At 71.8% G+C, this 16,636-nt stretch carries 18 protein-coding genes; 3 read left to right on the plus strand and 15 right to left on the minus strand.

Annotated elements, in window-relative coordinates; translation table 11 throughout:
- Nucleotides 1-93: 93 nt before the first annotated feature.
- The 7 genes from K3888_RS01500 to K3888_RS01530 all read right to left on the minus strand — a co-directional run bounded on the left by K3888_RS01500 (nt 94) and on the right by K3888_RS01530 (nt 6,734).
- Complete coding sequence (locus tag K3888_RS01500) at nt 94-312, minus strand: hypothetical protein (protein ID WP_230928447.1); 219 nt, start codon at nt 310-312, stop codon at nt 94-96.
- A 20-nt stretch (nt 313-332) separates the two neighbouring features.
- Nucleotides 333-854: a transport-regulating membrane protein Mce1N gene (gene mce1N / locus K3888_RS01505; RefSeq protein ID WP_230928448.1), complete on the minus strand. Its 522-nt coding sequence runs from the start codon at nt 852-854 to the stop codon at nt 333-335.
- Nucleotides 841-1,461: a hypothetical protein gene (locus K3888_RS01510; protein WP_230928449.1), complete on the minus strand. Its 621-nt coding sequence runs from the start codon at nt 1,459-1,461 to the stop codon at nt 841-843. The genes mce1N and K3888_RS01510 overlap by 14 nt, the downstream gene beginning before the upstream one ends.
- Nucleotides 1,458-2,489: a porphobilinogen synthase gene (gene hemB, locus K3888_RS01515; RefSeq protein ID WP_308281874.1), complete on the minus strand. Its 1,032-nt coding sequence runs from the start codon at nt 2,487-2,489 to the stop codon at nt 1,458-1,460. The genes K3888_RS01510 and hemB overlap by 4 nt, the downstream gene beginning before the upstream one ends.
- Before the next feature lie 124 nt (nt 2,490-2,613).
- Nucleotides 2,614-4,257, minus strand: a complete 1,644-nt coding sequence (locus K3888_RS01520; RefSeq protein ID WP_230928450.1) for a bifunctional uroporphyrinogen-III C-methyltransferase/uroporphyrinogen-III synthase — start codon at nt 4,255-4,257, stop codon at nt 2,614-2,616.
- 66 nt (nt 4,258-4,323) lie between these two features.
- On the minus strand, nt 4,324-5,385 hold the full coding sequence (gene hemC, locus K3888_RS01525) for a hydroxymethylbilane synthase (RefSeq protein ID WP_230928451.1): 1,062 nt from the start codon (nt 5,383-5,385) through the stop codon (nt 4,324-4,326).
- Nucleotides 5,382-6,734, minus strand: a complete 1,353-nt coding sequence (locus K3888_RS01530) for a glutamyl-tRNA reductase (RefSeq protein ID WP_230928452.1) — start codon at nt 6,732-6,734, stop codon at nt 5,382-5,384. Before K3888_RS01530 ends, hemC begins: the two co-directional genes overlap by 4 nt.
- Before the next feature lie 411 nt (nt 6,735-7,145).
- Here K3888_RS01530 and K3888_RS01535 point away from each other — a divergent pair, with 411 nt between their 5' ends.
- Nucleotides 7,146-7,559 (plus strand): HNH endonuclease, encoded by a 414-nt coding sequence (locus K3888_RS01535; RefSeq protein ID WP_230928453.1) that lies wholly within the window; start codon nt 7,146-7,148, stop codon nt 7,557-7,559.
- On the opposite strand, the gene K3888_RS01540 is transcribed toward K3888_RS01535, so the two are convergent.
- Nucleotides 7,556-7,825: a glutaredoxin family protein gene (locus K3888_RS01540; RefSeq protein WP_230928454.1), complete on the minus strand. Its 270-nt coding sequence runs from the start codon at nt 7,823-7,825 to the stop codon at nt 7,556-7,558. The genes K3888_RS01535 and K3888_RS01540 overlap by 4 nt on opposite strands.
- Nucleotides 7,826-8,016: 191 nt before the next feature.
- Between K3888_RS01540 and K3888_RS01545 the strand changes: the two genes are divergently transcribed.
- Nucleotides 8,017-8,997: an HAD family hydrolase gene (locus K3888_RS01545; RefSeq protein WP_230928668.1), complete on the plus strand. Its 981-nt coding sequence runs from the start codon at nt 8,017-8,019 to the stop codon at nt 8,995-8,997.
- A 7-nt stretch (nt 8,998-9,004) separates the two neighbouring features.
- Here the strand turns inward: K3888_RS01545 and K3888_RS01550 are convergent, their stop codons facing one another.
- The 7 genes from K3888_RS01550 to K3888_RS01580 form a co-directional block, all read right to left on the minus strand.
- Nucleotides 9,005-10,138, minus strand: coding sequence for a lysophospholipid acyltransferase family protein (locus tag K3888_RS01550; protein WP_230928455.1), 1,134 nt, complete (start codon nt 10,136-10,138; stop codon nt 9,005-9,007).
- Complete coding sequence (locus tag K3888_RS01555) at nt 10,135-11,283, minus strand: NAD-dependent epimerase/dehydratase family protein (RefSeq protein WP_230928456.1); 1,149 nt, start codon at nt 11,281-11,283, stop codon at nt 10,135-10,137. The genes K3888_RS01550 and K3888_RS01555 overlap by 4 nt, the downstream gene beginning before the upstream one ends.
- A gap of 130 nt (nt 11,284-11,413) precedes the next feature.
- Entirely contained in the window at nt 11,414-11,515 is a 102-nt protein-coding gene (locus K3888_RS01560) for a 30S ribosomal protein bS22 (protein ID WP_003855542.1), read from the minus strand.
- Between the two features lie 162 nt (nt 11,516-11,677).
- On the minus strand, nt 11,678-11,899 hold the full coding sequence (locus K3888_RS01565) for a helix-turn-helix domain-containing protein (protein ID WP_230928457.1): 222 nt from the start codon (nt 11,897-11,899) through the stop codon (nt 11,678-11,680).
- Between the two features lie 313 nt (nt 11,900-12,212).
- Nucleotides 12,213-13,049, minus strand: a complete 837-nt coding sequence (gene proC, locus K3888_RS01570; protein WP_230928458.1) for a pyrroline-5-carboxylate reductase — start codon at nt 13,047-13,049, stop codon at nt 12,213-12,215.
- Nucleotides 13,050-13,179: 130 nt separating this feature from the next.
- Nucleotides 13,180-14,778 carry an Rv0497 family membrane protein gene (locus K3888_RS01575; RefSeq protein WP_230928459.1) on the minus strand — a complete coding sequence of 533 codons (1,599 nt, stop codon included), beginning with the start codon at nt 14,776-14,778 and terminating at the stop codon, nt 13,180-13,182.
- 2 nt (nt 14,779-14,780) lie between these two features.
- Entirely contained in the window at nt 14,781-15,728 is a 948-nt protein-coding gene (locus K3888_RS01580; RefSeq protein ID WP_230928460.1) for a Ppx/GppA family phosphatase, read from the minus strand.
- A 33-nt stretch (nt 15,729-15,761) separates the two neighbouring features.
- On the opposite strand from K3888_RS01580, the gene K3888_RS01585 reads away from it, so the two are divergent.
- Nucleotides 15,762-16,607 (plus strand): DUF3109 family protein, encoded by an 846-nt coding sequence (locus tag K3888_RS01585; protein ID WP_230928461.1) that lies wholly within the window; start codon nt 15,762-15,764, stop codon nt 16,605-16,607.
- Nucleotides 16,608-16,636: the final 29 nt, after the last annotated feature.

Here is a 16,636-nt window from a genome sequence, read left to right on the forward strand (position 1 = left end):
GTGGAATCGCCGGGCAAGCACTCAGCGAACCGTCATCCGATCGTTACCGTGACGCGTCGATCCGCCACGAAACCCCAGGCAGAAGTGGATATATCAGCCTCGGAGACGTGAGGTGACACTCAGGATAGACAGCGTCGCGAACACCATCGCCAGACCGGCTGACACGGTGGCGGCGAGCAGCAACCGGGTGTCGGTGACCGTGCGGACGACGGTGCCGTCCACGGGCGGGTCGATGGCGGGCGGAACGACCTCGATCGACCCCCGCGACAGCCACCACAGGAGCACGGCCAGGGCCGCCGCGACAGTCGCCACGACGGCGTGGCGCCGAGCCCTCACGCCGGGCCCGGCGACGCGTCGGCGGCCCCGATGGCGTCGACCAGAGCGGCACGCAGCGCGGCGGGACGGCGGCACCACGCGCGGACCTCGGCGCCGGTGTCCAGACGCAGTCCCACGGCGCCGCGGCGCCGCGGGACCTCGCGTAGCTCGCCGAGCGTGCGGGCGGTCTGCCAGGACGCCTCGGCAGGGCCCCCGCCGGCCGGGGGGAGGACCTGCTGCACGTGGGCCAGGTCGAGTTCCTCGGTGCCCTGGTAGTAGGCGGTGGGCGTGAGCCGGACGCGCCCGTGCACGCGCGTGGCGGCGATCATGACCCCGTGGCACAGCGCGGACGCGATCGCGCAGACGGTCAGCATCAGCCAATGCACCGGCGCATCGGTGAGCCACTCGAACAACCCCGCCGCGGTGCAGAACAGCGGGGCCGCCAGGATCCAGGCCCAGCTCCAGCCGTCCTCGGCGTACAGGACGGGCCCCTCGGGCTCGGCGCCCGGCCGGATCCGGGCCGGTTCACTTGCCGACACGGGGCCCCCTGTCGCCCTTGGTGTACGCGAGCGCCTCGGCGGTGTGCTGGCGCCAGACGGCGGTGGCGGCGCACAGCCCCGCGAGGATCTGGAGGGCGACGACGACGAAGCTCACGACCTCGTCACGCTCACCCGCGCCGGCCACGCCACCGAACACGCCGATCACGACGGACACCGCGTCAATCACGAGGAAGACCGCGATGAGGTTGAGCATGGTGCGGGCCCAGCCCTTGCCCGCCCGGAGCCGGAATGCCAGCCACACCGTCAGCGCGGCGGCCAGCAGCGCGAACACCGCACCGACGGCCAGCGCGAGCTGGAACAGCGAATCGACGGAGATGTCGGTCGCACCCGCGTTGTCGACGGCGTCGCGGAAGGCGCCCTGGGTGGCGACGGGCAGGTCCGTGAGTCGCGCGGTCGCAGCGTTGAGCAGCATGCCCGCCAACGCGAACACCGCCGCGGCCAGCCACAGTCCCCAGGCCGCGCGGATCTCCTCGGGGGGCGGGGACGGGGGCCGGTCGAGCTCGGCCTCCCCGCCGGCCCCGGCGACGGGGTCGGCCCCCACTGTGTCGTCGGGGGCCGGCGGCCGCCACGGTCCGCTGGAGGTCACCGCCGACCACGGCCTTCGGCCAGCAGCTTCGCGGCGAGCAGCGCCCAGTACGTCAACACGATGTCGGCACCGGCGCGACGGATGGACAGGAGCGATTCCATGACCGCCGGATCGTGGTCGATCCAGCCCCGCTCGGCCGCGGCCGAGATCATCGCGTACTCACCGGAGACCTGGTAGGCCGCGACCGGGACGTCGGAGATCTCCGCGGTCTGGCGGAGGACGTCGAGATACGACATGGCCGGCTTGACCATCACCATGTCGGCCCCCTCGTCGAGATCCAGCCGCACCTCTCGCAGGGACTCGCGCAGGTTGCCGGGATCCTGCTGGTACGTCTTGCGGTCACCCTGCAGGGACGAACCGACCGCCTCGCGGAACGGGCCGTAGAACGCGCTGGCGTACTTGGCGCTGTAGGCGAGCACCGCGACGTCCTGATGCCCCTGGCCGTCGAGAGCCGCGCGGATGGACGCGATCTGCCCGTCCATCATCCCGCTGGGCCCCACGACGTGGGCCCCGGCCGCCGCCTGGGCGACCGCCAACTCGTTGTAGGCGGTCAGCGTGGCGTCGTTGTCCACCACCACCTCGCCGCGGGGGCCGGTACCGAGCACGCCGCAATGCCCGTGGTCGGTGAACTCGTCGAGGCACGTGTCCGCCATCACCACGAGATCGTCACCGACCTCCTCGCGGACCGCCGCCAACGCCCGGTTGAGGATGCCGTCCGGGGCGACCCCACAGCTCCCGCGGGCGTCCTTGTCCTCGTCCCGCGGTACCCCGAAGAGCATGATCCCGCCGAGCCCGGCCTCGGCGGCGGCGAGGGCCTCGCGCCGGATCGAGTCGACGGTGTGCTGGACGACCCCGGGCAGCGACGTGATGTCGCGCGGCTCGTCGATCCCGTCGGCGACGAACACCGGCAACACCAGCTGCCGGGCCTCCAGCGTGGTCTCCCCCACGAGTCGACGCATCGCAGGAGTGCTCCGGAGGCGTCGCGGTCGGACTACGGGGGCGGCAGGGTTCTGCGGCAATTCGATCACGCGCTCCACTCTACGAAAGTCCACCACCCGACGGCGGCGCGCGACGGCGCCACCAGCTACTCGCCCACCGACGAGCGCGCCCCCGAGCTCGGGAGAACTCGGGGGCGCGTTGCCGCGGTCGCGGTCAGCGGCGACGCGCGCGACGACGCGGCGGCGGCAGCTCGCCGGCCGCGCGCAGGTGGTCGGCGTGCGAGGCCAGGGCGTCGACCAGCTCGAGCACCGAGGCATTCTCGGGCTGCACGTCCACGCGCAGTCCGAACTCGGCGGCGGTCTCGGCGGTCCGGGGCCCGATACACGCGATGAGCGTGCGGGCGTGCGGCTTACCGGCGATCCCCACGAGGTTACGCACGGTCGAGGAGCTGGTGAAGCAGACGGCGTCGAACCCGCCGGTCTTGATCATCTCGCGGATCTCGGCGGCCGGCGGAGCGGCGCGCACGGTCCGGTACGCGGTGACGTCCTCGATCTCCCAGCCGCGGTCGGTCAGACCCTCGGCGAGCGTCTCGGTGGCGATATCGGCGCGCGGGAGCAGGACCCGGTTGACCGGGTCGAGCACGTCGTCGTACGGCGGGAACACCTCGAGCATGCCCAGGCTGGACTGCTCGCCGGAGGGCAGCAGTTCCGGCTGGATGCCCAGCTCACGGACGCGGGCCGCGGTGCCCTCGCCGACGCAGGCGATCTTCACGCCGGAGAAGGCGCGGGCGTCCAGGCCGAACTCGACGAACTTCTCCCACACGGCACGCACGGCGTTCGCGGAGGTGAACACGACCCACTGATAGCGGCCGTCGACGAGCCCCTTGACGGCGCGCTCCATCTGGGCGGGGCTGCGCGGCGGCTCGACCGCGATGGTCGGCACCTCGACGGGCACGGCGCCGTGCTCGGAGATGCGGTCGCTCATCTCGGCGGACTGTGCCTTGGTGCGGGGCACGAGCACGTTCCAGCCGAACATGGCACGCGACTCCCACCACTGGTGGCGGTGCCGCTCGCCGGCCGACTTGCCGATGGTCACGACGAGGTCGCCCTCCATGTCCCGCCCGACGTCGGCCATGGTGGCCAGGGTGCCGTCGGCGGACTTCTGGGCGCAGAGCGAACCGGAGCAGGTGACGGTCACCGGCGTACCGGCGGCCAGGCCCTGCTCGGCCAGGTTGGAGGCGGCCTCGGCGAGGTGGCGCCCGGTGGTGCGCAGGACGATCGGTCCGGGAGAGCCGACGAGGGCCGCCCAGTCGACCTTGCCGCGACCGTCGGCGAACACGTAGCCGGAGCCGAGCGCGATGCCGGCGAACGCGGGCACGGCGGTGGCCTCGGCGACGCCGGGCACTACCTCAAACGGCACGACGGTGCGGCCGACGCCCGCGATCTCGGTGACGGTGGCGTCGGTGGTCATGGGGTCACCGGCGACCAGGCGGACGACGTCGCGCCCCTTCTTGGCCTCGGCGACGAGTTGCTTGGCGACGGCCGCGGGCTCGCCCAGCACGGGCCGGATGTCGGCAGCGGTGGGGGCGGGCAGGGCCTTGAGACGCTTGACCTCGGCCTTGTCCTCGGCGGCGACGGCCGCGTCCATCTCGGCCTGCCGCGCGTCGAGCATCTCCTGCGGCACCGGCACCTGTGTGGCGACCAGCGCGAGCACCTCGGCCGACACGTCGGCGTCGGCGAAGACCAGTGCGTTTCCGGCGAGGACCTCCTGGGCCCGGCAGGTGAGCATCCCCGCGTTGCCCGGACCTCCGCCGACAAAGCGGACGGTTCCGGGGCGGGTGTTGCGTGCTCGAGTCATTGTTCGTCTCTCCGTGGGATGGGTGTCGCGCGCTGGCTGCGCGCGAGTGGGGAGTTCGTGGGTGGGCTAGGAATCGCGGACGGTCGGTGGCGCCGTCGTGGACTCCCTGGGTACGAGTGGGTCGCGTTGTTCGGGCGACTCGTCGGACATGAGGTCTCGCGCGCCCCGGTCGAGCAGTTCGGCCGCGAGTGTGCGTCCGAGCTCCTCGGCGGCCGCGAGGGGGCCGTCGGGGTGCTCCGCGGGGACGGTGGTCCCGTGGGTGCGGAGAACGGTGGAACCGTCGTGGGCGGCGACGACCGCGTGGAGCGTGAGCTCGGCGTCGGCGGCGACCCGGTCGGCGGCGGGGTCCGTACCGGCGAAGGCGGAGTCCGCGGGACCGATCCCGGACAGTTCCGCCCGCGCGCCCACGGGCGCGGTGCACCCGGCCTCGAGGTCGGCGAGCAGGCGCCGTTCGGCCGCGATCCGCACCCGGGTCGGGAGATGGTCGACGACGACGAGGGCCGCGATCGCGTCCGGATCGTCAGCACGTGCTTCGACGGCCAGCGCTCCCTGGGCGGGGGCCGGCAACATCTCGTCGATGCCGAACCGATGGGTGGCGCGCTCGCCCACCCGGGTGCGGTCGAGTCCGGCGGCGGCCAGGACCACCGCGTCGAGGTCGCCGCTGGTGACGTAGCCCATCCGGGTGTCGATGTTGCCGCGCAGCGGGTGCAGGTCCAGGTCGGGCCGCAGGGCCGCGAGCTGGGAGCGCCGGCGCGGGGCGGAGGTGCCGACGCGGGCGCCCTCGGGGAGCGTGGCCATGGTGAGCCCGTCGCGGGCGATGAGCACGTCCGACGGGTCGACGCGGGGCGGTACGGCGATCGGCGCGAACCGCTCGTCGCGTGCGGTCGGCAGGTCCTTGTAGGAGTGGACGGCGATGTCGCAGTCCCCGCGCTCCAGCGCGGCCCGCAGTTCCAGGGTGAACACGCCGACGCCGATCCGCTCGACCGGCGCCATCACGACGTCGCCCTTGGTCTGCACGATGACCAGCTCGGCCCGGTACCCGGCCGCGATAAGCGCGTCGCGGACGTGCCCGGCCTGCGTGGTGGCCAGCGTGCTGCCGCGCGTTCCCACCTTCAGGATCCTGCTCATGACGCCTCCTCGTCCACGATGCTGTCCAGATCGAACAGTGTGCTTACCACTGCCGCGAAGTCCTCGCCGTCCGACCTGGCGGCGAGCTCTTTGACCTTCACCGTCGGCGGGTGCAGAAGTTTGTCGACCACCCGGCGGACGGTGTTGGCGACCTCGTCGCGCACCTTGTCGTCCATCTCCGGCAGGCGTGCCTCGAGGCGCCGCATCTCGGCCGCGACAACCTGGCCACCGCGTCCCCGCAGCTTGCCGATCAGCGGGCCGACCTCGGCCATGCGCTCGGCCTGGGTGTAGGCGGTCAGCTCGGCGTCGACGATGGTTCGGGCCGCGTCGGACTCGGCGGCGGCGCCCGAGGTGGCGGGGTCCTCCTTGAGGGCCTCGATGCCCAGGACCGTTACGCCGGGCAGTCCGGCGACCGCCGGGTCGACGTCCCGCGGCATCCCGAGGTCGCAGATGACCAGGTGGCCCAGCTCGCCGCGGCCGGCGAGCGCGGTGTGCACGTCGCCGAGCGTCACGACCGTGCCCACGGCCCCGGTGCAGGTGAAGAGGATGTCGGCCCTGGCCACCGCGCGGGCCAGTTCCTCGAGCGGGAACGCCGCGGCCGGGGTGCCCGCGTCGCGGGCGATCTCCGACAGTCGCTCGGCCCGCTCGGCGGTGCGGTTGGTGACGTCGATGTGGGAGATGCCGCCACGGCCCAGGTGTGCCACGGCGAGCCCGCCCATCGCGCCCGCACCGAGCACCACGGCCCGACGCCCGTCGAGGTGGCGGCCCGCGACGGGGCCGTCGGCGGCCGAGCCGGCCGGGTCGAGGCCGGTCGCGTCGAGGATCTCGGCGGCCCGGTCCAGCGCGACAGACACCACGGAGGCACCGGCCGAGTCGATCCCGGTCTCGGTGTGGACGCGCTTGCCCACGTGCAGGGCCTGCTGAGCTAGACGGTGCAGGGTCGTCCCGGCGGCGCCGATCTCGGATGCCGACTGGTAGGCGGTACGGATCTGGCCGATGATCTGCTGCTCGCCCACCACCATCGAGTCCAGGCCCGAGGCCACGGAGAACAGGTGCTCGGCGGCGGCCTCGGAGTACCGGATGTACAGGTGGCGGCTCAGCTCGTCGATCGCCATCCCGGAGTGCCGCGACAGCAGCGCCACCACGTCGTCGAGCGCCGGGTGGAACGCCTTGGCGGCCGAGTACACCTCGACCCGGTTGCAGGTGGTGACGATCATCGCCTCGTCGATGTGCTCACCGGCGATCAGTTCCTCGGTGAGCACGTCCCGGTCGACCTCGGAGACGGCGACGGCCTCGAGCAGCGAGACGGGCGCACTGTGATGGGAGACACCCACCAGGAGGATGCTCACAACCGACCCCCGGCCGACGGGGCGCGATGGGCCCATGCCAGAATGGATGCCAGCTCGTCAACTCGTGGCCTGACGGCCCGGGACGCGGCATCGGGACGGCCGCCACCGTGCGGGCCGGGGACCGAATGAACGGACAGGGCACCGCAGGACGAACTCGCGGAACGCTGCTCCACAGTCGGTCGTCTCCTGTCGATGTGCACGGCTGCGTACAGGCCGACCCCACGCCGGGACCGACCTGCCGGGACGGTCGCGGCGGTGAAGCCTGCGGACGACCCGTAACGCGATCCACCGTAACCCGCATGGCACCCCGGGACAAAACCGTCACCGGGGTCAATGCTATGCGTGGCGGACCCCGCGCGCCGTCCGTGAGCAGCGCGGACCGCCGGTCCGCTCCACGAAAGGACCTCCCCCGTGCCTCCCCGCCGCAGAAACTCCTCGTCGGCGTCGCCGTCGACCCGCGCCCGCTACGCCAGGCGCCGTCAGCGGCGGCTGTCCCGGGTGGACAACGACCTCACCGACCAGCAGTGGTTCGAGATCCTCGACGCCTGGGAAGGATGCGCGTACTGCGGGGAGACCGGGCCGGCGCTGCAGCGCGACTGCGTCCAGCCGATCTCCCGCGGCGGCCGCTACACCGTGGAGAACGTGGTCCCGGCCTGCGCGTCCTGCAACGCGAGCAAGCACAACAGCGAGGTCACCGGCTGGATGCGGCGCAAGAAGCTCGACGAGGGCGCGTTCCTGCTGCGCCACGCGACGTTCCTCCGGGCGCTCCGGGGCGCCGGGCAGCCGGGGGTCCCCGAAGTGCCGGGAGAGGCGGACGACGTCTAGTCCCAACCCGCGAACGGCTCGGTGTCGGCGAGCGTGGCGACGAGCTCGTCGTCGTCGACCTCCCAACAGGAGTGCTCGGCACCGTCCACCAACACCACCGGCAGTCGGTCGCCGTACTCGATCGCGAGCTCGCGATCGGCGACCCGGTCGACGTCGGTCACCTCCAGCCGCGCGCCCGCCCGCGCGCACAACGGGACCAGCTGATCGTGGACCCGCACGCAGCTCCCGCAGCCCTCGCGCGTCAACAACGTCACACCGTGCACCATGCCTAGATAGTGCCCGACCGCCACAGGGCTGCCTTAGGATGGGGCCCATCGCCCCCAGGAGGTCACGACAGGTGAACGACGACGCCGACACGACGCCCGCCGACGGCCTCGACCCGGAGTTCCCGGGCGCGGACGCGTCGGATCTCATCGACGAACAGGTGGAGTCGGACGGCCGGCCGGCCCTGTTCGGCATGCGGCTGCCCGGTCGCGCTGACGTCACGAGTGCCATCGGCCGCCTGGCCTACCGGCGTCGCAGCCACCGCATCCAGCGCATGGCGGGTAAGGCGTCGGCCGAGAACGCCGTCAAGATCGAGAAGGGTGTCGAGACCGGCACCCCGCTGGCCGACGCCCCGGTCCCGGAGGACGAGCACGCGGTCGAGCCGTTCGTCGCAGACCCGCAGGTGGCCGCGTTCTTCGACGTGGACAACACGCTGATCCAGGGCGCCTCGATCATCCTGCTGGCCCGCGGGCTGGCCAAGCACAAGTTCTTCACCGCCAAGGACATCATGGGACTGGCATGGTCGCAGGCCAAGTTCCGGATCTCCGGCGAGGAGAACGCCGACGATGTCGCGAGCGGACGCGACAAGGCACTGGCGTTCGTCGAGGGCCGCACCGTCGCCGAGCTGACCGCGCTGAGCGAGGAGGTCGTGGACACCTCGATGCTCGACCGCGTCTGGCCGGGCACGCGGGCGCTCGTGCAGATGCACCTCGACGCCGGCCAGCAGGTCTGGCTGGTCACCGCCACGCCGGTGATGCTGGCCCGCGTGATCGCCACCCGGCTGGGCCTGTCGGGCGCGCTGGGGACGGTCACCGAGGAGAAGGACGGCGTCTACACCGGCCGGCTCGTGGGCGACATCCTGCACGGGCCCGGTAAGGCACACGCGATCGCCACGCTCGCCGAGAAGGAGGGCTTCGACCTGTCGAAGTGCTACGCCTATTCGGACAGCTTCAACGACATGCCGATGCTGACCATGGTGGGCCACCCGGTGGCCATCAACCCGGATTCGAAGCTGCGGAAATACGCCTCGGAGAACGGCTGGAACGTCAAGGACTTCCGCACGGTGCGCCAGGCCGCCAAGAAGGCCGTGCCGGGTGTGCTGGCGGTCGGCGGGCTCGCCGGCGCCGGGGCGGCCATGCGGTCGAAGTACTCCTCCCGCCCCAGCGGCGCGTAGCGCGAGGTCAGCCGAAGAAGACGCTGCCGCGTCGCGCGAGGTTCCGGAACAGCGTGTTCTGGATGGTCTCGCGGACCTGGTCGGTGATCTCGAAGACCACCATCGGGTCATCGGCGGCGTCCGGCCCCAGGTGTGCGGTCTCGATGGGCTCGCCGAACTCCATCGTCCACTTGGTGGGCAACGGGATACCGCCGAGCCCGCCGAGGAGCGGGAACGTCGGGGTGATGGGCATGTACGGCAGTCCGAGCAGCCGCGCGAGCGCCGGGATCTCGCCGATCTTCGGGTAGATCTCCTCCGAGCCGACGACCGAGCACGGGATGATCGGCGCGCCGGCGGCCAGCGCGGTGGACACGAACCCGCCGCGGCCAAAGCGCTGCAGTCGGTAGCGGTCGGCGAACGGCTTACCGAGGCCCTTGAAACCCTCGGGCCACACGGCCACCACGTGACCGTCCTCGAGCAGCCGCTCGGCGTCGGCGTTGCAGGCCAGGGTGGCGCCCGCCCGGCGGGCCAGCGGCGCGGACACGGGCAGCGTCATGGCCAGGTCCGCGGCCAGCAGACGCAGGGCGCGACCACCGTGGTCGTGGACCGCGACGCTGGTCATCAGCCCGTCGAGCGGGAGCACGCCGGCATGGTTGGACACGATCAACCCCGCGCCCTCGGCCGGGATGTTGTCCGCCCCGATCACCTCGACGCGGAACCAGTGCTCGAAAAGCGGGCGCCACAGGGGAAGCCAGACGTTGGTGTAGAAGTGTTCGTCGAAGCCGAACTCGTCGACCTCATAGCCGCCGGTGATGCGGGTCGCCAGGACCTCCCCGGCGGAGTTGATGGCCTCGGCCATCCCGGACAGCGCGCTGACGTCGCCGGTCGCGAGCATCACGTCCACGCCGCGGGCGAGATCGCGGACCGGCGCGAGCATCTCGGCATCGATCGGCACGGCCTCCACGATCTGCCCGAGGGTGGCCCGCATCGAGCTGAGGAACCTGTCGACGATCCGCCCGATCTCGGTGGCGGCGGCGTCGCTGCTGGTGGTCGCGCCGAGAAAGCCCTCCCCGACCATCCGGTCACTCCGGGCGTCCCGGCGGCCCTCGCCCCAGCGGGGACCACCGAGTGGCTGGCTCAGGTCGAATTCCGGGCCCTTCACAACGCCTCCTCCATGCGGTCGGGCAGGGCCCCGATCGCCTCGAGCTCACCGATGGTGGTGTCCACGCCCGCGCGCAGCCGGTCGGCCACGGGCCCCGGTAGCAACTTCTCGAGCTTGGCGACCTTGCGCTCCAGCGAGGCACGGGTGACCAGGGGTTCCGTCCCGGAGTCGACCAGGTAGGCGTGCAGGGCCTCATCGGTGGTGTAGCTGGGCCGGAATCCGAACTCCGTGCGCATGCGGGTGGTGTCGACCACCCTGCCGAACCGCAGGTACCGCATCTGCGACGGGCCGATGTCCCTGAGCCCCCGGCTGAGCAGCATGCGGGCCGCGTATTTGAAGGTCTGCGGCGGCACCGGCAGCGGGATGTGGCCCGCCCGGCGGATCGCCCGGGCCAGCGTGAGCACGCCCTCGGCGGCGATGTTGTACGTGCCCGGCGCCGCCCCGAGGGTGGCGTGGAGCAGCGCGTCCAACGCGTCCTGCGGGTGCAGCAGTTGGACCCGCGGGTCGTAACCGGCAAGCACCGGCGCGACCGACGGCAGCAGCAGCTCCCCCAGCACGGTCGGCTCGGGCAGCCCGAGGATGGCGGGGATGCGCAGGATCGTCACGTCGATGTCCGGGCGCTTGCGAGACATGCCCCGCACATAGCCCTCCACGGACAGGTGGTCCAGCGGGATGCCGCCGCTCGGCTGGCGGCGCGCGGCCATGTCCTCGGTGAACATGGCCGGGTCCGAGCCCGAGGAGCCGTACACGGTGGTGGAGGAAATCAACACGAACCGCTTGACGGTCGAGGCCCTGCCACACGCCGCGATGACGTGCATCGAGCCCATGATGTTGGACTCCTTGACGGCCGCCCGGCCGCCCGGCGCGAAGTCGGTGTGGAACAGCCCGGCGTGCACCACGGTGTCGATCCCCGCCTCGCGCAGGATCCCCTGCAGACGCGGCGACTGGGGGTCGAGCCGGACGAACTCCGCGTCACGCATCCGCCTGCGGTGCTGGGGTGACGGCTTGACCGAGTCGATGGCCAGCACACGCTCGACGGACTCGTTCCGGAGCAGCATGCCCACCAGGTGCGCGCCGAGGTAGCGACTGCCGCCGACGACCGCGACAGCACGCGCCGGCGTGCGGCTGGAAGCTTCGGTGTTCACCCGACCGAGTCTAGCCGCGACGTACCGTGCGAACCGGCCCCGGCCGGAAATACACCGATGCCCGCCACCACTGGGGCGACGGGCATCTGCTACAGGCGTGAGTCCGGGCGCGGTCAGCGCGCCGCGGGACTCACTTACCGAGTTTGCGACGCTGCACGCGAGTCCGGCGGAGCATCTTGCGGTGCTTCTTCTTGGACATACGCTTGCGGCGCTTCTTGATCACAGAACCCATATCGGGGTCACCTACCTGTCGACTACTGGTCGTGGACCTTGGCTTGCGCTCCGGCGCCTGAAGCGGGCTTCTCGAGCCGGGACGGAACCAGTCCAGCCTACCTGCAGGCGGGTCCGCGACGAAAATGGGTCCGGGACGGAATGTGCCTCCGCCCCGGTCGGGTCAGCCTGCGGAGAAGTACGAGGTGTCGAGGTACTCGTGCACGGCCTTGGAGTGGACGCGGAACGAGCGCCCCACCCGGACGGCCGGCAACTCGCCGGAGTGCACGAGTCGGTAGACCGTCATCTTGGACACGCGCATCAGCGCGGCCACCTCGGCAACGGTGAGGAACTGAGAGCCCCCCGCCGGCTGCGAGCCGCCTTCGGTCTTGTCGGTAGTCGCCATCGTCACAACCCTTCGTGGCACGCGTCGCGCCGCAGGCTTCCCCTCCTGCGGTACGGACACGCACGTGCTGGAGATGAGCCTAGCGTGAAAGGTGTGATCAATGCGACGGGAGTGGGCGAATTACTTCAATGACACGCCGCCGAGACCTGAGGTCACCCGTTCTGAACTGGGGTTGTGCTAAAAGCGACGACCCGCCAGGTGGGGTTTCTCTCACCTGGCGGGTCGCGTCCCTCGCCGCTTCGCCCTCCCGGTAGCCGCCCGGGCCGTCTTCTTCGAGGCCGGCGGGTGCGTGCAGGTGGGCGTGAGCCTTGGGTCAGTCGATCTCGTCGTCGTCCTGGATCACGGCCCGCGCCATCTCGCGGGACCGCGACGCGGCGGCCTCGACCGCATCGGCCACCGCCGCGCGCAGGCCTCCCGACTCGAGGCGGCGGATCGCCGCCGCGGTGGTGCCACCCGGCGAGCTGACGTTGTAGCGGAGCTGTCCGGGGCCCTCGCCGCCGCCGGCGAGCATCGCGCCCGCGCCGAGCGCGGTGCCGGTGGCCAGGGTCGTGGCCACGTCGCGGGGCAGGCCCTGCTCCACTCCGGCGTCGATCAGCGCCTCGGCGAGGAGGAAAAAGTAGGCGGGGCCGGATCCGGACACTGCCGTCACCGCGTCCATCTGGGCCTCGGTGACGACGACGACGGCGCCGACGCTCTCCATGATCGACCGCACCTGCTCGAGATGCTCGTCGCGCGCGAAGCGGCCCTTGCAGATCGCCGAGACGCCCTGGCCCACGAGCATGGCCGTGTTGGGCATGACCCGCACGACCGGGGAGCCGGCGCTGAGTCTGGTCTCGAGCGATTCGGTCGAGACGCCCGCGGCGAGCGAGACCACGATCGACTCGTGGACGCTGTCGGAGATGGCGTCGCCGACCCGCTCGGTCACCGCAGGCACGTCCTGCGGCTTCACGGCGATCGCGATCACGTCGGCGCCCTCACACCCGATGTCGAGGGACGTGGGCAGGATGGAGTACTTCTTGGCCAACTCGTCGGCGCGGGCCTGGACGGCTTCGATCACCACGATGTCCGACCCCGGGGTCCCGGCCTCGCGGAGTCCCGCTATGAGGGCCTCTCCGATACGTCCGCCACCGACCACTGCGATTCTCGTCATGCCCATTACAGTGCCACACCGCCGCGGGCCGGCCCCGGCGTGCCGCCCCGCTGACGCGCGCGCCGAAATGAGCTCCGCCCGCATCCGGAAGCGGATGCGGGCGGAGTCGGTACGTGCTGGTGCGGAGCCGCTAGGTGACGAGCCTGAGCAGGAGCGGCCCGCAGGTCACGCCTATGCCCACGATCACCGCCAGGGCGATGCTGACCGTGTCATTCGACCGGCGCAGCACGCGCACCATGGCGACGAGCCCCACGATCACGATGATCGCCAGTGCGAACGCCACCCACGGCAGGTCGGTCCACAGCAACTGGAAGCCGATGAACAGCGCCGCGCCCGCGACCGCGGAGGCGAGCACCTGGGCGACGAGGATCATCCACTGCGACGCGGGCGACCGCTCGGTGTCCGCGTGATCGGCACGCGCGGTGTCCGGGTCGGCGTCGCGGTACCGGTCCGTCGTGGCCGGTGCGGAGTCCCGGTCACCGGAGACCGCGGCCGCGGTCATCCCGGCGACGCCGGCGCCGCCCGCGGCAGCGGCAGCGGCTCGGCCGAAGGAGCCCTCGCGGCCGTCCGTGTCAGTGCCCTCGGGGGCGGTTGAACCGGTCACCGCGCCAGCGTCCTTGACGCCTCGAGCGGGCGCGGTCGCGACGGGAGCCGCATCGCTGTTCGTGTCTGTGGCCTTGTCTGCGGTCTTGTCCGTGGTGGCCGCGGCTGCGGCGACCGCGCCGGCCGGGGCCTCGGGAGCACTGTGGGCTGTGGAGCCACTGCCGGTCGGCACGCCCCACGCCTGCTGCCGGGCCGGGGCGGAGTCCGCCCGACCGGCCGTGTCCCCCGCGGTGGAGTCCCCCGCGGTGGGGCCCTTGGCCTGCGGCTGCGTCGGCGCTTGCGTTTGCGTTTGCGTTTGAGGCTGCGTCTGCGCAGCGGCCGGCTGCCCGGGACCGGTCTGGGAACCTGCACCCGAGCCGGTCGCGGCGCCCGCGAGACCCGCGGCACCGGCAGCAGCGCCACCCGCTGCCGCGGCACCGGCCACACCGGCCCGGGACGGCCCGCGATCGTCACGCGCGTCAGGGGTCCAGGCGCCCGACGGGCGCGCGGCCGCGGCCGAGTCTTTCTCCTTGCGCTTACGGCCGAACAGACCGCGACGCTTCTCCTGCGGCTGCCCCTCGGGCGCCTCGTCCGCGGTCGCGGGAGCACCGGTCCCCGGGGCGGGCGGCTGCTGCGCGGGCACCTGCTGTGTGGGTGCCTGCTGCCGGGCCTCCGGCTGCTGGGCCGGGATCCTGGCGGTCTGGGCCGCCGAAGGCTGCTGCGCGGTCGGCGGCTGCTGTGTCGCCGACGGGCGCGCCTGCGACGCCGACGCGGGAGCCTGCCCCGACTTCGGGGTGGACGGCTGCGGGGTGGGCGGCGTCGTCGTCGTCCTACCCGCCGCCCCCGGCTGCGCGGTTCCCGCGCCCGCACCGGTCGGGTCGCCCGTCGCCCGGGGTTCGTCCGCCGACGGCGACGAACCGCCCTCGCCAGCATCCGCCTCGCGCGCATGACGCCGCGCCGCACGGCCACTGAGGACCGTGTCATCGGTGATGCGCGGAATCTCACCGGTGAGCTCGGAAACACTCACCCCACCCTCGTCAGCACGGCGGCGCCGACGCCCGGTGGGCGCGACCTCCTGCTGCTCCGCGCCCATGCGCTTGAGCAGCTCCGCCACGGTGATCTGCTGACCGTCAGAATCCTCGGCCATCGTCAGCTTCCCTTCCCGTCGCCGCCCACGTCCCGGTCGAGACGCTGAAGAATGAGCCCCTCACGTAGAGCCCACGGACAGATTTTCACACTTTCCAACCCCAATGCACGCATGGACGCCTCCGCGACCAATGCGCCGGCCACCACTTGATACGAACGATCAGCGCTGACGCCCTCCAACTCTGCCCTGTCCGCGGCGGTCATGCGAGAGATGAACGCGATCACCTGGCGCAGACCGGCCGCGGTGAGAATTCGCTCGACCCGCGGTCCCTCGGACGACGGCGCCGCGCCCGTCAGGCGTGCCAGCATCCGGAAGGTCTTGGAGGTGGCGCAGGCGACATCCGGATCGCCGGCGGCACGCAGCTCCTTGGCCGGGCCCTCCAGCTCCGCATCGATGTAGTCGCGCAGCTGGTTGATGCGCTTGCGCTCCGGCGGGTCCGTCTTGAACCAGTCGTGGGTCAGACGGCCGGCACCCAGCTGCAGGCTGAAGGCGTGTTCCGGCAGCTCGTCCTCCCCGCTGGTCAGCTCGAGCGAACCACCCCCGATGTCGAGGTTGAGGATCCGCCCGGCGCTCCAGCCGTACCATCGCCGTGCCGCCAGGAATGTCATGCGCGCCTCGTCCTCACCGGAGAGCACCCGCAGTTCGACGCCCGTCTCCTTGGCGACCTTGGCCAGCACCTCGTCCGAGTTCGCGGAATCGCGCACGGCGGAGGTCGCCAGCGCCATGACCTCTTTGCACTTGGTGGCCTTGGCGAGATCGGCGGCCTCGTTGACCGCGTCGATCAGGCGGGCGATGCCGGTCTTGGTGATGCTGTTGTCCTGATCCAGGTACTCGATGAGACGCAGGCGGGTCTTGGAGTCGTTCATGGGCGTGGGGTGGCCACCACGATGCGCATCGACGACGACGAAGTGAACCGTGTTACTCCCGACGTCCAGGACACCTAATCTCACACGCCCACCCTAAACGGTCTACGGTCGCTGGTTGTGACCGCCACCGAACCTTCCGCAACCCCGGGTATCCCTCGCCCCGAGGTCCCGTTGGACTTCCCTCGCGAGTGGTACAGCTTTCCCGACCCGACGAACGGCGAGCATCTCATCTCAGTGGACATGACGTGGCTGCTCTCGTCCTGGACGTGTGTCTTCGGCACCCCTGCCTGCCACGGCATCGACAGTTCCCAACCGGAGTCCGGGTGCTGCACGCACGGCGCGTTCCTCTCGGACGACGAGGACCGTGAGCGCCTCACCCGGAACGTCTCGCTCCTGGCGCCCGGCGAGTGGCAGCATCGCGACGCCGCGTTCGCGGCCGCCGCCGCCGAGGACTCCGAGAACGAGGTGTGGCTCGAGGAGGATGAACTGACGGGCGACGACGGCGAGATGGAGCCGGCGCTGCGGACCCGCAAACTGGGCGGGCGCTGCGTCTTCTTCAACGACCCCGGCTGGCCGGCCGGGTCGGGCTGCGCCCTGCACCACATGGCCGGGCGGACCGGGCGGAGTCTGCCGGAGTCCAAGCCGGACGTGTGCTGGCAGCTGCCGCTGCGCGTGACCCACGACTGGGAGGACCGCGCCGACGAGGTGGAGATCCTCCACACCCGTGTAGGCGAGTACGACCGCCGCGGTTGGGGTCCCGGCGGGTTGGACCTCGACTGGTACTGCACAGGCTCGCCCGAGGCGCACGTGGGCGCGGAGCCCGTCTACGTCTCGCTGCGCGACGAGCTGGTCGAGTTACTGGGCGAGGAGCCGTACGAGGTGCTGGCCGCGGCCTGTGCGCGGCGGCGACAGCTGGGCATCGTGGCCGCGCACCCGGCGACCGCCCGCGCGTGCGGGGCCTGACACCGGCTGCCGACCCGCCTCGCACGCGC

The sequence above is a fragment of the Dietzia aurantiaca genome, assembly GCF_021033825.1.
Lineage (GTDB): Bacteria > Actinomycetota > Actinomycetes > Mycobacteriales > Mycobacteriaceae > Dietzia > Dietzia aurantiaca.

Excerpts from the sequence above, each read along its gene's own strand:
- K3888_RS01575 (WP_230928459.1), bottom strand. The coding sequence starts at position 14,778 with ATGGCCGAGGATTCTGACGGTCAGCAGATCACCGTGGCGGAGCTGCTC.
- K3888_RS01560 (WP_003855542.1), bottom strand. The coding sequence starts at position 11,515 with ATGGGTTCTGTGATCAAGAAGCGCCGCAAGCGTATGTCCAAGAAGAAG.
- K3888_RS01565 (WP_230928457.1), bottom strand. The coding sequence starts at position 11,899 with ATGGCGACTACCGACAAGACCGAAGGCGGCTCGCAGCCGGCGGGGGGC.
- K3888_RS01520 (WP_230928450.1), bottom strand. The coding sequence starts at position 4,257 with ATGACTCGAGCACGCAACACCCGCCCCGGAACCGTCCGCTTTGTCGGC.
- proC (WP_230928458.1), bottom strand. The coding sequence starts at position 13,049 with ATGACGAGAATCGCAGTGGTCGGTGGCGGACGTATCGGAGAGGCCCTC.
- K3888_RS01540 (WP_230928454.1), bottom strand. The coding sequence starts at position 7,825 with ATGGTGCACGGTGTGACGTTGTTGACGCGCGAGGGCTGCGGGAGCTGC.
- K3888_RS01545 (WP_230928668.1), top strand. The coding sequence starts at position 8,017 with ATGCGGCTGCCCGGTCGCGCTGACGTCACGAGTGCCATCGGCCGCCTG.
- hemC (WP_230928451.1), bottom strand. The coding sequence starts at position 5,385 with ATGAGCAGGATCCTGAAGGTGGGAACGCGCGGCAGCACGCTGGCCACC.